The organism is Aeromonas sp. FL131, assembly GCF_049860615.1.
GTDB classification, from domain to species: Bacteria; Pseudomonadota; Gammaproteobacteria; order Enterobacterales; family Aeromonadaceae; genus Aeromonas; species Aeromonas hydrophila.
This window is the reverse complement of the sequence record NZ_CP187595.1, coordinates 5,037,728-5,051,128: the sequence shown is the minus strand read 5'-3', so window position 1 is coordinate 5,051,128 and position 13,401 is coordinate 5,037,728. Positions and strand designations below refer to the sequence as shown.

Here is a 13,401-nt window from a genome sequence, read left to right as displayed (position 1 = left end):
ACATCAGGCATCAGGCTGGCCGAGCATGGCTCTGAGCTGCTCTTCCAGGCTGGGCTCGGGCGCCTTCAGCGTATCCAGGAACAACCGCTCTATGCCCGCCTTGTCCTGACTTTTCACGATGAACACCAGCCGGGACTGGGCCTTGCCTTCCGGCCACTCCCCCAGCGCCTGCAGCGGATAGAGCTGGCCATGGACGCCGTGGATCACCACCGGCTGGCTCTCCCCCTCCAGCTGCAATATGCCCTTGAGCCGCAGCAGCGCATCGCCGTATTGCGCCTGCACCGCATCGATGGCGGCCAGCAGGCGAGAAGGCTTGAGCGGCTCGCCGATGCGCAGGGCGAAACTCTCGATATTGCCATGCTCGAAGTGGGTCGGCGCGGCCGTGCCCACCTTGACGGCGAACGGCTTCATCTTGGGCTGCATCGGTGAGGCCAGCCCCTGTTTCGGAGCTTCGGTGCGCAGCCAGGCCAGCAGCTGGCGCACGTCGCGCCCGGCCGCCTCGTTGTAGGCACCCAGCTTCTCCAGCACGGCGGGCGACAGCTCGCCGTTGCTGACCCGCTCGATGGGGGCTGCTGGGTTCAGGGCCGCCAGCTGGGCTTCGACCCGCTCCAGCTGCTCGCCATCCACCAGATCCCCCTTGCTCACTACCAGCAGATCCGCCAGCGCCACCTGTTTCACCGCTTCATACTGAGCCGCCAGCTGCTGCTCGATATGGCCGGCATCCACCACGGTGACGGTGCCGTCGAAGCGGTAACGCTGGGCGATAAAGCCCTCTTCCCTCAACGTGAACAGCACCGGGGCCGGATCGGCGAGGCCAGTGGTCTCGATAATGAGTCGTTTAAAAGGCTTAATTTTCCGCTGGATAGCCTTCATAAACAGTCCCTGCAGCGCCTCCACCAGGGAGCCCTGCACCGAGCAGCAGATGCAGCCGGAATCGAGCAGCACCACCTGCTCGTCCACCTGCTGCACCAGGTGGTGATCCAGCCCTACCGAGCCGAACTCGTTGATCAGCACCGCGCATTCGCCAAGCTCGGGCTGCTTGACCCAGTGGTTGAGCAAGGTGGTCTTGCCGCTGCCGAGAAAGCCGGTCAGCAGGGTCACAGGGATACGCGTATCTTGCATGTCCGTCATAGGGATGACTCCCCTCTGGTCGGCAGGGTGATGAGTAAGCGAGTGTCTTGCATATCGGTCATGTCAGATCCTTACCGGTTGGCAAACAGGTCGGCGAGCCAGCGGTTTTCGAAACGGCCGTGGGGGTCGAGCTCGCCCTTGAGGGTCAGGAAGTCGTGCCAGCGCGGCAGCAGCGCCGGAAAGTCGTAGAGATCCATCGCCAGGTGCTTGCCGAAGTGCGGGATGCCGCCGAGCGGCACCAGCAGTTGCTGCAGCTCGCGCATCTGCTCCATGGAGCCGTTGACGAAGGTGCCGTCCGCCGCCAGATAGACCAGAAAACCGATCCAGCAGACCGGCTGATCATAGGCGGCACTGAGCCAGGCCTTGGAGGGGCCGGTGCAGCGCAGGATAAAGGGGTAGTGCAGCACGCCCGGGTTGGCCTGCTGCCACGCCTGCAGGGTCTCCAGCGCCTCGTTCATCCGATGCAGCGGCACCGCCACCTCGCAGTTGATCTGGGGCGCCGGGATCCCCTTGCAGAGGATCTGGTAGACGTTGCCCACCAGATCGGAGGCATCCTTGAAGCGGCGCACCGTCTCGAAGTGCTCGCCGGCCAGCGCCTCATCCTTGGTGTCCTTGGCCATCTTCTGCAGAGTCGCATCTATGGTGGCATTCATGCGGGCGTCGATGTCGCCCTCCAGCAGCAGCGGCTCGCTGCCACCGGCGCGGTAGCGGGCCACCTCCTCCTCGGAGGCGGGATCCACCAGCCAGATGTGGCTCTCGCCGGTCCAGGCGAACCACCAGCTCTTCACGAAGGCGTGCTCGCGGTTGAGCCGCTCGTTGTGCGCCAGCAGGAAGGGATAGTCGGTGGTGAACTTGGTGCAGCGCATGATGCGGTTGGGCACGGTCTGCAGGGTGACGTCGAGCAGAATGCCGAGCATCCCCATGCCCATCACGAAGGCGCCGAAGCGTGGATCGCTGCGGTCCACCCGGATGGTGTCGCCGCTGGCCAGCATGACTGTCATGGCCGCCACCGCATCGCACAGGGCGGACTGGTGCAGCCCCTGGCCGTGAGTGCCGGTGCTGAGCGCACCGCCCAGGGTCTGGATGCCGATGACGCCGGGGGAAACCGGCAACATCCGCTCCATGGCGATGAGATCGGCGTAGACGGTGTCGAGCGGGGTGCCCGCCTGGTAGGTGACGGTGTCGGCGGTCTGCGCCAACTGGCCACGCAGGTGGTGCAAGTCCACCAGCAGCGCCTGGCTGCCCTCGGCATAGACGCTGTGGATGGGTTCGAAGGAGAGGCCGGAGCCGATGAGGCGCAGCTTGCGCTCGGGGTTTTCCCGCAGCAGTTGCTGCAGTTCGTCGCGATTCTTCGGACGCCACACCTGCTCCAGTGCGCCGAGCGGATTGGTCCTGGACCAGTTGAACAGCACCTCCCGCTGACCTATCGCCTTGATGCTGTGAAATGCCTGGAACCTGACCGTCATACCGCCCCTCATCTTTATTGACGTCAAAATGAGCGCCAATTCTACCGAAAAGCGGGGCGCAAGGCATGAAAAACAAGCCCCTACAGTCGGGGGTGGATAGGGGAGAGCGCCTCTCCCCTCGCCTCAGCGCGTCTGCTGGGTCAGTGCCAGCAGCATGCCGAATCCCACCAGCAGAGCGCCAAACACCCGATCGATCCAGTGGCGCACCGCCAGCAGCCGACCCCTTACCGAATCGGTGGAGAAGAAGATCGCCACCGCGCTGAACCAGACGGCGTGGGCCAGCACGATGAAGGCGCCGTAACCGAGCTGGACCGCCAGCGGCGTCTGCGGCTGCACCACCTGCATGAACAGACTGACGATGAAGATGGTGGTCTTGGGGTTGAGCACATTGGTCAGAAAACCGGTGCGCAGCGCCCCCAGGCTGGAGAGGGCGGGCTGCTCGGCCAGCACCTCGGCGGTCGCCGGCTTGGCCCGCAGCATCTTGATGCCGAGGAAGATGAGGTAGGCAGCCCCCGCCAGCTTGATGAGATTGAACAGCCAGAGCGACTGCTGGATCAGCAGCCCCACCCCGAGCAGGGTGTAGGTGACGTGCACGCAGACCCCGGCGCCGATGCCGAGCGCCGTCAGCACCCCGCTGCGACGCGAGAGCAGCAGGCTGTTGCGCGACACCATGGCGAAGTCGGGCCCCGGGCTGATGACGGCAAAGAAGGTAATGGCTACTACGGCTAACAGTTCGGTCATGAAAATAGTCCTGATCACATGGAATATCGGCTATTTTATTTGGCCATAGCACCAATAACGAACGATAACTTCTGACATGAACGGTGAGAATGATTCACAGAAAAGCCTGTCGCTGCCGGCCCTGACCGCCCTGCGCTGTTTCGAGGTGGCGGCCCGTACCGAACACTTCAGCCGCGCCGCCGACGAGCTGCACCTCACTCACGGCGCGGTCAGCCGGGCGGTACGCCTGCTGGAAGAGGATCTCGGGGTCATGCTGTTCGAACGGCGCCAGCGCCGGGTCTTTCTGACCGAGGCGGGCGAGCGGCTCTATCAGGCGGTCAGGGAGGGGCTGGGCGGCATCCGCCAGACGGCGCAGGCGCTGCGCCGGCAGGGACGGCCGACGTCGCTGGTCATCTCCTGCGAGCCAACCCTGCTGATGCGCTGGCTGATCCCGCGCTGGCCCGCCTTCCAGGCCCTGCATCCCGAGCTGGACGTGCACCTGATGGCCGGTGGCGGTGCCCTCAGCTTCGGCAGCGGCATCGATCTCGCCATCCGGCGCAACGACTTCCAGTGGCCTGCCGAGCTCTACAGCCAGCCGCTGTTCGAGGAGCTGACCGGGCCGGTCTGCCAGCCGGGCAAGGTAGCACAGTTCTTCGAAGCGGGGGCAAACGGCCCGGCCCTGCGCCCTGGCGCCCCCCGCCTGCACACCAAGACCCGGCCGGGAGCCTGGCAGGAGTGGTTGCAGCACGCCGGCCAGTTTGCCGGCGAGGAGGCGCCGGGGCAGACCTTCGAGCACTTCTACTTCAGCCTGCAGGCGGCAGTCGCCGGGCTGGGGGTCGCCATCGGCCCCTACCGGCAGGTGTGCGACGACATCGAGGCCGGCCTGCTGGTGGCGCCGCTCGGCTTTTGTCCCGACGGCACCGGCTACCACCTGCTCGCCCCCGCCCCGCCCGCTCCCGGCAGCGCCCACGCCAGACTGTCGGAGTGGCTGCAATCCCTCACCTGATGGCTCAGACAGAAGCCAGCTGCACCGAGCGGTCGACCTGAGGCTGGGCCAATGCAGCCTGAAAGTCGCGCAGCGGCAGCGGACGGCCAAACAGGTAGCCCTGCAGGTAGTCGACGCCTTTGCGTTTCAGGTAGTCGGCCTGCTGGCGCGTCTCCACCCCCTCGGCAACCAGCGCGAGGCCGAGCCGGGTCCCCAGATCGATCACGTTGTCGACTATGTGCTCGGACAGGGATTCGGTGCCGATCCTGCCGATAAACGACTGATCTATCTTGAGATAGTCCACATGGAACTGCTGCAGGTAGTGCAGGCTGGAGTGGCCGGTGCCAAAATCGTCCATGGCCAGCCTGACCCCCATCTGGTCGAGCTGGCGAAACAGCGCCAGGGTCTGGGGATCCGCCACCAGCAGCTCCCGCTCGGTCAGCTCCAGCACCAGTACTACCTGGCCCGGCGCGAAGTGATCGAGGAAGCGCCGGCACTCGGCAAGCAGCGCCATGTCGCGACAGTGGGCGGCACTGATGTTGAAGCTGAGGTGAAACCCGTCGGGCACCAGGTCGCGCTCCATGCTCAGCTCGCGGGCCACCTCCTCCATCAGCAGGCTGGTCATCGGCACGATCAGACCGCTCGCCTCCGCCTGGGGGATGAAGAAATCCGGGCGGATCAGCCCGGCCGTCGGATGTTGCCAGCGCATCAACACCTCGGCCCCGATCACCCGCTCGCTCCCCGCCGCCACCAGCGGTTGCAAATAGGGCACAAACTCCCGATTGCGCAGGGCTCGCGCCAGCTCGACCTCCGGTGAACGGGGCCGTCCCAGCAGCCACCAGATGAGCAGGGCGAAGCCGAGGGAGATCCCCAGCAGCAGCAGGATGGCCCAGCGCCTGGCCTGCCACAGGGAGTTCCAGAACGAGGGCACCTCGTGCCCGGCATAGATGGAGAGCGGATAGCGGCTGGAGTGGATCTCATGGCTGGCCAGCATCGCCTGCGGCTGCCCCCCTTCACTCAGCACGCCCCGCTCGTCCAGCCACTGCTGCCCCACGTGCAGCAGCAGGGTGCAGGGCCGTCCGCTCAGCACCAGCATGAAGCGCAGGTACTCGCCGTCTATGGTGCTGAAAGCGGCCCCCTTGCCATGGCTGTCGCGCAGGGCCAACAGGGGGTGGTGGGCCCGCACCTGGTTGCCCGCCAACAGCAGCAGCCGTCCGCCGCTGTAACGCTCGAGCCGATCCGGCCACTGGATGGCACCGAACAGCGAGTTGCAGTAGATCCCGTTCTCCCCCACCAGGTTGACGGTGCGCACGAAGGGCACCAGCGCCACCTGCTGGCGCAGGGTGAACAGGGCCTGCTCGCACGGCTGATCGATGAAGGGAAAGAGCGAGCGGTTGGCACTCTCGGCGTGGGCCAGCATGGTTTCCATCAGGGTCACCGCCTGTCTGGCGGAGTGCTCGGACTGACGATCCAGAGCGTGCATATGACTGTTGTAGATGGCCCAGCCGCCGAACGTGAAGGGCAGGCTGAACAGCAACAGGGTGCAGCCAAGACGGAGCCAGGGACGGGAGAAATCCAGATTGGGCAGCGACATCGACATAGCGGGACCAGACAGCAAACATGGCAGCCCACCTTAACAGCCGATGCTGAACCCAGCCCTAATGTGTGCAAAAAACAACCAGGCATGCCCAGAACAAAAACAAAAGCCCCGGCACGGGCCGGGGCTTTGCATCAGCACGGGAGCGCCATGGCGGCGCCGACCCTTATACCGCTTGCTGCAGGATCACCGCATCGGCCTTCTTGGTGTAGGAGGCGATCTCGTTGAAGTTGAGGTAGCGATAGGTGTCGGCCGCAGTGGCGTCCAGGGTCTTGGCGTACTGCAGGTACTCGGCCACGGTCGGGATCTTGCCGATGATGGCGGCAACCGCAGCCAGCTCGGCAGAGGCCAGATAGACGTTGGCACCCTTGCCCAGACGGTTCGGGAAGTTGCGGGTGGAGGTGGAAACCACGGAGGCCCCTTCCGCTACCCGCGCCTGGTTGCCCATGCAGAGGGAACAACCGGGGATCTCGATGCGGGCACCGACCCGGCCGAAGATGCCGTAGTAGCCCTCTTCGGTCAGCTGATCCTTGTCCATCTTGGTGGGCGGCGCGATCCACATGCGGGTCGGCAGCTCGCCCTGATACTTCTCGAGCAGTTTGCCGGCGGCGCGGAAGTGGCCGATGTTGGTCATGCAGGAACCGATGAATACCTCGTCAATCTGGTCACCAGCCACGCTGCTCAGCAGACGGGCATCGTCCGGATCGTTCGGCGCGCACAGGATCGGCTCCTTGATGGTGGCCAGATCGATCTCGATGATTTCGGCGTACTCGGCATCCTTGTCCGCTTCCATCAGCACCGGGTTGGCCAGCCACTCTTCCATCCCCTTGATGCGGCGAGTGATGGTGCGTACGTCGCCGTAGCCTTCGGACAGCATCCATTTGAGCATCACGATGTTGGACTTCAGATACTCGATGATCGGCTCTTTATCCAGCTTGATGGTGCAACCGGCGGCGGAACGCTCGGCGCTGGCGTCGGCCAGTTCGAACGCCTGCTCCACCTTCAGGGTCGGCAGACCTTCGATCTCGAGGATGCGGCCGGAGAAGATGTTCTTCTTGCCCGCTTTCTCGACGGTCAGCAGCCCTTTCTGGATGGCGGCGTAGGGGATGGCATGGACCAGGTCACGCAGGGTGATGCCCGGCTGCAACTCGCCCTTGAAGCGCACCAGCACGGATTCCGGCATGTCCAGAGGCATCACGCCGGTGGCGGCGGCGAAGGCCACCAGACCGGAGCCCGCCGGGAAGGAGATGCCGATGGGGAAACGGGTGTGGGAGTCACCACCGGTACCCACGGTATCCGGCAGCAGCATGCGGTTCAGCCAGGAGTGGATGACGCCGTCACCCGGACGCAGGGAGACACCGCCGCGGTTCATGATGAAGTCCGGCAGGGTGTGGTGGGTCTGTACGTCGATGGGCTTGGGATAGGCCGCGGTGTGGCAGAAGGACTGCATGGTCAGATCGGCGGAGAAGCCGAGGCAGGCCAGGTCTTTCAGCTCGTCGCGGGTCATCGGGCCCGTGGTGTCCTGGGAGCCGACCGTGGTCATCTTGGGCTCGCAGTAGGTGCCGGGGCGAATGCCCTTCACGCCGCACGCCTTACCCACCATCTTCTGGGCCAGGGTGAAGCCTTTGCCGGTATCGGCCACCGGCTGCGGACGGCGGAACACGGTGGAGAACGGCAGACCCAGCGCTTCGCGGGCCTTGTCGGTCAGGCCGCGGCCGATGATCAGCGGGATGCGGCCACCGGCGCGCACTTCGTCGATCAGCACGTCGGTTTTCAGTTCAAACTGCGCCAGCACCTGGTCGGTGCCGTGCTTGCAGATCTTGCCGGCAAACGGGTAGATGTCGATCACATCGCCCATTTCCAGCTTGGAGACGTCCACTTCGATGGGCAGGGCGCCGGCATCTTCCATGGTATTGAAGAAGATCGGGGCAATCTTGCCACCGAGGCAGACACCGCCGGCGCGCTTGTTCGGCACGTGCGGAATGTCGTCGCCCATGAACCAGAGCACCGAGTTGGTGGCGGATTTGCGGGAAGAACCGGTACCCACCACGTCACCCACGTAAGCCAGCGGGAAACCTTTCTCTTTCAGCGCATCGATGGTCTTGATAGGGCCGATGACGCCATCCTTGTCCGGGGTGATGCCGGGACGGGCGTTCTTCAGCATGGCCAGCGCGTGCAGCGGAATGTCCGGGCGGGACCAGGCGTCCGGCGCCGGCGACAGGTCGTCGGTGTTGGTTTCGCCGGTCACCTTGAACACGGTGACGGTGATCTTCTCAGCCAGTTCAGGGCGGGAGAGGAACCACTCGGCATCGGCCCAGGATTGCATCACCTGCTTGGCGTGGGCATTGCCCGCCTTGGCCTTCTCTTCCACGTCGTGGAAGGAGTCGAACATCAGCAGGGTGTGGGAGAGGCCCTTGGCGGCAAGAGGAGCCAGGGTCGCGTGGTCCAGCAGGTCGATCAGCGGCTGAATGTTGTAACCACCCTGCATGGTGCCCAGCAGCTCGACGGCTTCGGCAGCGCTCAGGATGGGAGAGTGGGCTTCGCCCTTGGCGACGGCGGTGAGGAAGCCGGCTTTGACATAGGCCGCTTCATCAACACCAGGGGGAATACGGGAGGACAACAGCTCTTTCAGAAAGTCTTGTTCGCCGGCGGGCGGGTTCTTGAGCAGCTCAACCAGGGCGGCGACCTGCTCTGCGTCCAGAGGTTTGGCAACCACGCCTTCGGCGGCACGTTCTGCGACGTGTTTACGGTATGTTTCAAGCACGACTAATTCCTCTTTGGTCTTTTTTTGGGGTTCGCCCACGCTCGCGGCGATCGTCCTTGCGGGACACCCGTAGGGTGCCCCCCACTATATAAGTTTTAACGACTAATTAAAATCCAAAGCCTGTACAGATATTCATCAAAACAACATAACCATCTAAAGTTGCTGGTGTTTTACAAACAGATAAATGGCACACCAGAAATAAGTTAACAAAAAGGCATCATTTTGCCGTTATTCGAATGTGCTGCCCAATTGCAGATAGAACATGTCGTTGCCCCCCTCCGCCATGCCGTAGCCGAGGAAGATGGGGCCGAGGAAGCTCTCCACCCCCACGTAGACGGAGCCGGCGGTGAAGGAGCTCTCCATGCTGATGTCTTCACCCTTGTCCCACACCCCGCCCTGCTCGAGGGAGCCGCCCAGATAGAGCGGCGCCCGCAGCGCGCCGAAGTCGTTGTCCGCCACCCGGTAGATGTAGCGCAGCCCGCCAAACAGGCTGTAACGGCCGCTCAGCTGATAGCGCTGGAAGCCGGACATGCGGAACAACCCGCCCAGATCCTGCACGAACAGCGGCAGCTCTTCCTGGGAGGTAGAGCCCCCACCCTCCAGCAACAGGTTCAGGCTGTGTCTGTCCCAGGACCAGGGCTTGACCATCGCCAGGTGATAGTTGACCCCCTCATAGCGATCATCTATGTCACTGTTATTATCCAGCCGGACGGCGGAGTACCCCCCCTTGATGTCCCAGTAGGCGCCCTGATAGGGGAAGTAGCGGCTGTCTAGGGTATCGTGCTCGAAGCGGACATAGGGGCCCCAGGAGGAGGCATCCACCTTGGCATCCGCCACGTTGCGCACATCGATGTCGCCCACCTTCCCCTCCAACCCGAGCGAGAGGCGGCTCCAGGGCTGGCGATTCCAGCCCACCGCCAGATCGACGTTGGTGAAGTTGTACTCGGCGTCGACATAGCTCACCTCATTCGCCGCCCGCGTCTCCTCGGGGATGAAGATACGACGCTGGGTCTTGTCATAGGCCAGGCTCGCCTCGCCAAAAAAGGTCTGGGAGGGCTCCAGCGGGGTGTAGAAGTCAGTCTTGAAGTGCTTGGCGGTGCCGAGCGATGCCTCGGTCAGCCACTCGGCCCCCCAGTCGTTGACGTTGGTGAGGGTGTAGGACATGCCCACGTTGTAGTTGGAGCTGCTCTCGAAGTCATCGGAGAAGCCGAACTGGAAGTTGAGGTAGCCCGGCCCCCAGTTCTTCTCGCTGGCGTCCACCACCAGCACGTTCTCGCCGCCCCGCTCCTCCACCTCGTAGGTGATGCGATCGAACGACTCCAGCGCATAGAGCCGGCGAATGCCCGCCTCCAGGCTCTCGTTGGTCTGGATCTTGTCAGGCCGCACCTTCAGCATGGCATGCACCGTCTCGTCGGAGAGACGGGACTTGTTGATGATCTCCACCTTGTCGATGTAGTAGGCGGGCTGGCCGCTGCGCTCGGCGCGCCGGCTCAGCTTCTGGTTGCGATAGGCGGCATAGGCGGCGGGCGACAGAGAGAGCGCATCCAGCTGGGCCGAGGCACGGTTGGCCACCTGCTCCCCGAGCTTGATCCCCTCCGGCATCAGGGCGAAGTCGGCGATACCCATGTTGCCGAACTCAGGCGTCAGCAATACGTCTCTGGGCCCCATCAGCGCCTTCTGTTTCTCGGTGCCGACCTGGGTCATGTAAGTGGTGAGCTGATCGATCATGGCCAGCCCCGACTTCAAGGACTCGCGGGTGCGCAGCTTGGCGCTGATGTCCACCGCGATCACCACGTCGGCCCCCATCGCCTTGGCCACGTCCACCGGCATGTTGTTGACGGTGCCGCCATCGGCCAGGATGTGGCCCTCCCACTCCACCGGCTTGAGAGCGCCGGGAATGGACATGGACGCCTGCATCGCCTTGGCGAGGCTGCCGTGGTCCAGCACGAAGGGGGTCACCGTCTCCATGTCGGTGGCCATGGCGCGATAGGGAATGGGCAGATCGTCGAAGCTCTTCTGCACCGGCAGATTGGAGGTGGCGTGGCGCAGCAGGCTGGCCATGGACTGGCCCTGGAAGAAGCCGTCGGGGAACTGGACCGAGTCGCCATTGATGCCGATGTCGGTGCGCAGCTGATACTGCTCGCTCTGCTGCTTCTTGCGCAGGGAGAGCTCGTCACGCCCCACCTTGTCCTGATAGCCCTTGTTCCAGTCGATGGCCAGGGTGGTGCGCTCCACCTCTTCGGCGCTGAGTCCCATGGCGTACATGCCCGCCACGTAGGAGCCCATGCTGGTGCCCACTATGATGTCGACCGGGATGCGCTTCTCTTCCAGCACCTTGAGGATGCCGATGTGGGCCGCCCCCTTGGCACCACCGCCGCTGAGCACCAGGGCAATTTTGGGCCGCTCGGACTGGGCCGCCGCCATCAGCGGCAGACAGGCCAGCAATATCAGGAACAGGGGGTTCCATCCTCGACGAAAGATGCGCATATGATTTTCCATTGAATCCAGGGCGAGCCAGCTAGGCAGTGAAGCCTACTATAAGGGGCGGCCGGCGAACCGCAACAGTTCGCAGGGGATATCGGCACGCATTGCGACGCTGGCCGCCCATGCGGCGATGTGAGCGCAAACGTAATCCGTCAATAAAGTGGGTCGGCCTATCAAGGGTGGCGCCGGGCTGCCGCTAATATGTCCTCAATCCCGTGTTCACACACCCGAGTCACTCCTATGCTTGCAAGCCTGACACTCAAACAGAAAATCCTGGCCACGGTCACCCTGGCCGTGGTGCTCTCCTGCCTGCTGGTAGGCTACTTCAGCCAGCGCTCGGCGCAGCAGCTGATCGAAAGCCGCATGTTCGAGCAGGAGCTGCCCAACCTGACCCAGCGCATCGGCAAGGAGATCGAGAAGGATCTCACCTCGGTCGCCGGCGCCGCCAGACAGCTGGCCAACGATCGTTTCGTGCTGGACTGGGTGGCCCGCGGCATGCCCAAGGAGCAGGAGTCGATCCTGATCGACCAGCTCAAAGACATGGCAGCCCAATACGGGCTGGTCACCGCCTCTTTCGCCGATCGCCAGAGCGCCGCCTACTACAACCAGGATGGCTTCCTGCGCAACCTCACCCCGGAGCAGGACGCCTGGTTCTACGGCTACACCAAGAGCCAGCAAGACCTGATGCTCAGCATCTTTCGCGAGAGCAACGGCGAGGTGAAGCTGTTCGTCAACTTCCAGCAGCTCAATGGCCGCGGCCTCGCCGGCCTCGCCAAGTCCCTCGACAGCATGGTCAGCATGCTCGCCAACTTCCGCATCGGCGACAGCGGCTTCGTGTTCATGACCGACGGCAGCGGCAAGGTGAAACTGCACCCCGACGCCAGCCGCATCGACCGTGACAACCTGGCCCAGCTGGCAAGCGGCAGCGGCAACCTGCTGAACAAGCAGTCCTTTGCCGCCACCCACGCCGAGATCGACGGTCAGCCGGTGGTGCTGGCCAGCAGCTACATTCCGCTGCTCGACTGGTATCTGGTGGCCCAGGTGCCGGAAGCGGAGATCTATGCCGAGCTGGACCGGGCCCGCCTGCACATCCTGCTGGTGAGCCTGGCCATCGCCGTCGGCATGGGGCTGCTCGGCATGCTGCTGGCCGGCTCGGTGAGCCGCCCGCTCAACCAGCTGGCCCGCCTGTTCCGCGAACTCGGCAGCGGTGACGGCGATCTGACCCAGCGCCTCAAGGTGGAGGGGCGGGATGAACTGGCCCAGGTTGCGACCGGCTTCAACAACTTCGTCGCCAAGATCCACGGCTCCATCGAGCAGGTGGCGAGCAACTCCCGCCAGCTCGCCGCCACTGCCAACGAGGTGGCCGCCAAGGCTCAGCTGACCCAACACAACTGCACCGCCCAGCGCGATCGCACCGTGCAGGTGGCCACCGCCATCCACGAAATGGGCGCCACCGTGAGTGAAATCGCCGGTAACGCGTCTCTGGCGGCCGATGTGGCCAAGCAGGCCAACGAACAGGCCGACGCCGGCGCCTTGGTGGTAGCCCAGGCCCGTCACGGCATCGTCGGCCTCTCCGGCGAGATTGAACAGGTGGCTGGGGTGATCGAGTCGCTGGCCAGCCAGACCGACTCCATCGGCAGCATCCTCGACACCATCCGCAGCATCTCGGAGCAGACCAATCTGCTGGCGCTCAACGCCGCCATCGAGGCCGCCCGCGCCGGGGAACAGGGCCGCGGCTTCGCGGTGGTGGCCGACGAAGTGCGCAACCTCGCCAGCCGCTCTGCCGCCTCCACCGCCGAGATCCAGGGCATGATCAACCGGCTGCAGGAGCAGAGCGCCCGCGCCGTCAGCGCCATGGCTCAGGGCCGCAACCAGAGTCTGGAAGTGGTGACCCAGGCTGACGAGGCCAACGGCGCCCTCGGCCAGATCACCGCCCACATCACCCAGATCAGCGACATGAACATCCAGGTCGCCACCGCCACCGAGGAACAATCCAGCGTGGTGGGCGAGATCAACCGCAACGTGGAAGACATCAACCAGCTCACCATGGAGACCGCCGACATCGCCCACCAGCTGACCGAGTCGAGCCGCAGCCTGCAGCACCTCTCCGGCGAGCTGGACAAGCTGGTCGGCAACTTCCGACTTTAAGACTTCTGACATCATAAGGGGGCGCTATGGCGCCCCTTTTTGTTGGCTATTTGTTAACAAAAACTCAAGTTGGTGCCAAATCCGTCGATTTATACTCTGATAATTC

General features: G+C 64.0%; 8 protein-coding genes. 2 read left to right on the top strand and 6 right to left on the bottom strand.

Translation table 11 applies throughout. The annotated features are described in order from the left end of the window. Positions 1-3 precede the first annotated feature (3 nt). From ACPW75_RS23480 to ACPW75_RS23470, 3 genes are all read right to left on the bottom strand, one after another. Entirely contained in the window at positions 4-1,131 is a 1,128-nt protein-coding gene (locus ACPW75_RS23480) for a CobW family GTP-binding protein (protein ID WP_179101295.1), read from the bottom strand. A gap of 71 nt (positions 1,132-1,202) precedes the next feature. Next, positions 1,203-2,597 carry a D-arabinono-1,4-lactone oxidase gene (locus ACPW75_RS23475; RefSeq protein WP_077095227.1) on the bottom strand — a complete coding sequence of 465 codons (1,395 nt, stop codon included), beginning with the start codon at positions 2,595-2,597 and terminating at the stop codon, positions 1,203-1,205. Positions 2,598-2,720: 123 nt separating this feature from the next. Continuing rightward, positions 2,721-3,338: a LysE family translocator gene (locus ACPW75_RS23470; RefSeq protein ID WP_005305594.1), complete on the bottom strand. Its 618-nt coding sequence runs from the start codon at positions 3,336-3,338 to the stop codon at positions 2,721-2,723. Between the two features lie 76 nt (positions 3,339-3,414). On the opposite strand from ACPW75_RS23470, the gene ACPW75_RS23465 reads away from it, so the two are divergent. Beyond that, on the top strand, positions 3,415-4,323 hold the full coding sequence (locus tag ACPW75_RS23465) for a LysR family transcriptional regulator (RefSeq protein ID WP_077095228.1): 909 nt from the start codon (positions 3,415-3,417) through the stop codon (positions 4,321-4,323). A gap of 4 nt (positions 4,324-4,327) precedes the next feature. On the opposite strand, the gene ACPW75_RS23460 is transcribed toward ACPW75_RS23465, so the two are convergent. The 3 genes from ACPW75_RS23460 to ACPW75_RS23450 all read right to left on the bottom strand — a co-directional run bounded on the left by ACPW75_RS23460 (position 4,328) and on the right by ACPW75_RS23450 (position 11,150). After that, a complete protein-coding gene (locus ACPW75_RS23460) occupies positions 4,328-5,902 on the bottom strand; it encodes an EAL domain-containing protein (RefSeq protein ID WP_077095229.1) in 1,575 nt (524 codons plus the stop codon). A gap of 163 nt (positions 5,903-6,065) precedes the next feature. After that, on the bottom strand, positions 6,066-8,663 hold the full coding sequence (gene acnB, locus ACPW75_RS23455; protein WP_077095230.1) for a bifunctional aconitate hydratase 2/2-methylisocitrate dehydratase: 2,598 nt from the start codon (positions 8,661-8,663) through the stop codon (positions 6,066-6,068). Between the two features lie 228 nt (positions 8,664-8,891). After that, on the bottom strand, positions 8,892-11,150 hold the full coding sequence (locus ACPW75_RS23450) for a patatin-like phospholipase family protein (RefSeq protein ID WP_077095231.1): 2,259 nt from the start codon (positions 11,148-11,150) through the stop codon (positions 8,892-8,894). A gap of 237 nt (positions 11,151-11,387) precedes the next feature. On the opposite strand from ACPW75_RS23450, the gene ACPW75_RS23445 reads away from it, so the two are divergent. Continuing rightward, positions 11,388-13,295 (top strand): methyl-accepting chemotaxis protein, encoded by a 1,908-nt coding sequence (locus ACPW75_RS23445; protein WP_179101296.1) that lies wholly within the window; start codon positions 11,388-11,390, stop codon positions 13,293-13,295. The last annotated feature ends 106 nt before the right edge of the window (positions 13,296-13,401 follow it).

Bases quoted from the DNA above. Each gene is read 5' to 3' on its own strand.
- ACPW75_RS23480 (WP_179101295.1), bottom strand. From the start codon at position 1,131: ATGACGGACATGCAAGATACGCGTATCCCTGTGACCCTGCTGACCGGC.
- ACPW75_RS23475 (WP_077095227.1), bottom strand. From the start codon at position 2,597: ATGACGGTCAGGTTCCAGGCATTTCACAGCATCAAGGCGATAGGTCAG.
- ACPW75_RS23470 (WP_005305594.1), bottom strand. From the start codon at position 3,338: ATGACCGAACTGTTAGCCGTAGTAGCCATTACCTTCTTTGCCGTCATC.
- ACPW75_RS23465 (WP_077095228.1), top strand. From the start codon at position 3,415: ATGAACGGTGAGAATGATTCACAGAAAAGCCTGTCGCTGCCGGCCCTG.
- ACPW75_RS23460 (WP_077095229.1), bottom strand. From the start codon at position 5,902: ATGTCGATGTCGCTGCCCAATCTGGATTTCTCCCGTCCCTGGCTCCGT.
- ACPW75_RS23450 (WP_077095231.1), bottom strand. From the start codon at position 11,150: ATGCGCATCTTTCGTCGAGGATGGAACCCCCTGTTCCTGATATTGCTG.
- ACPW75_RS23445 (WP_179101296.1), top strand. From the start codon at position 11,388: ATGCTTGCAAGCCTGACACTCAAACAGAAAATCCTGGCCACGGTCACC.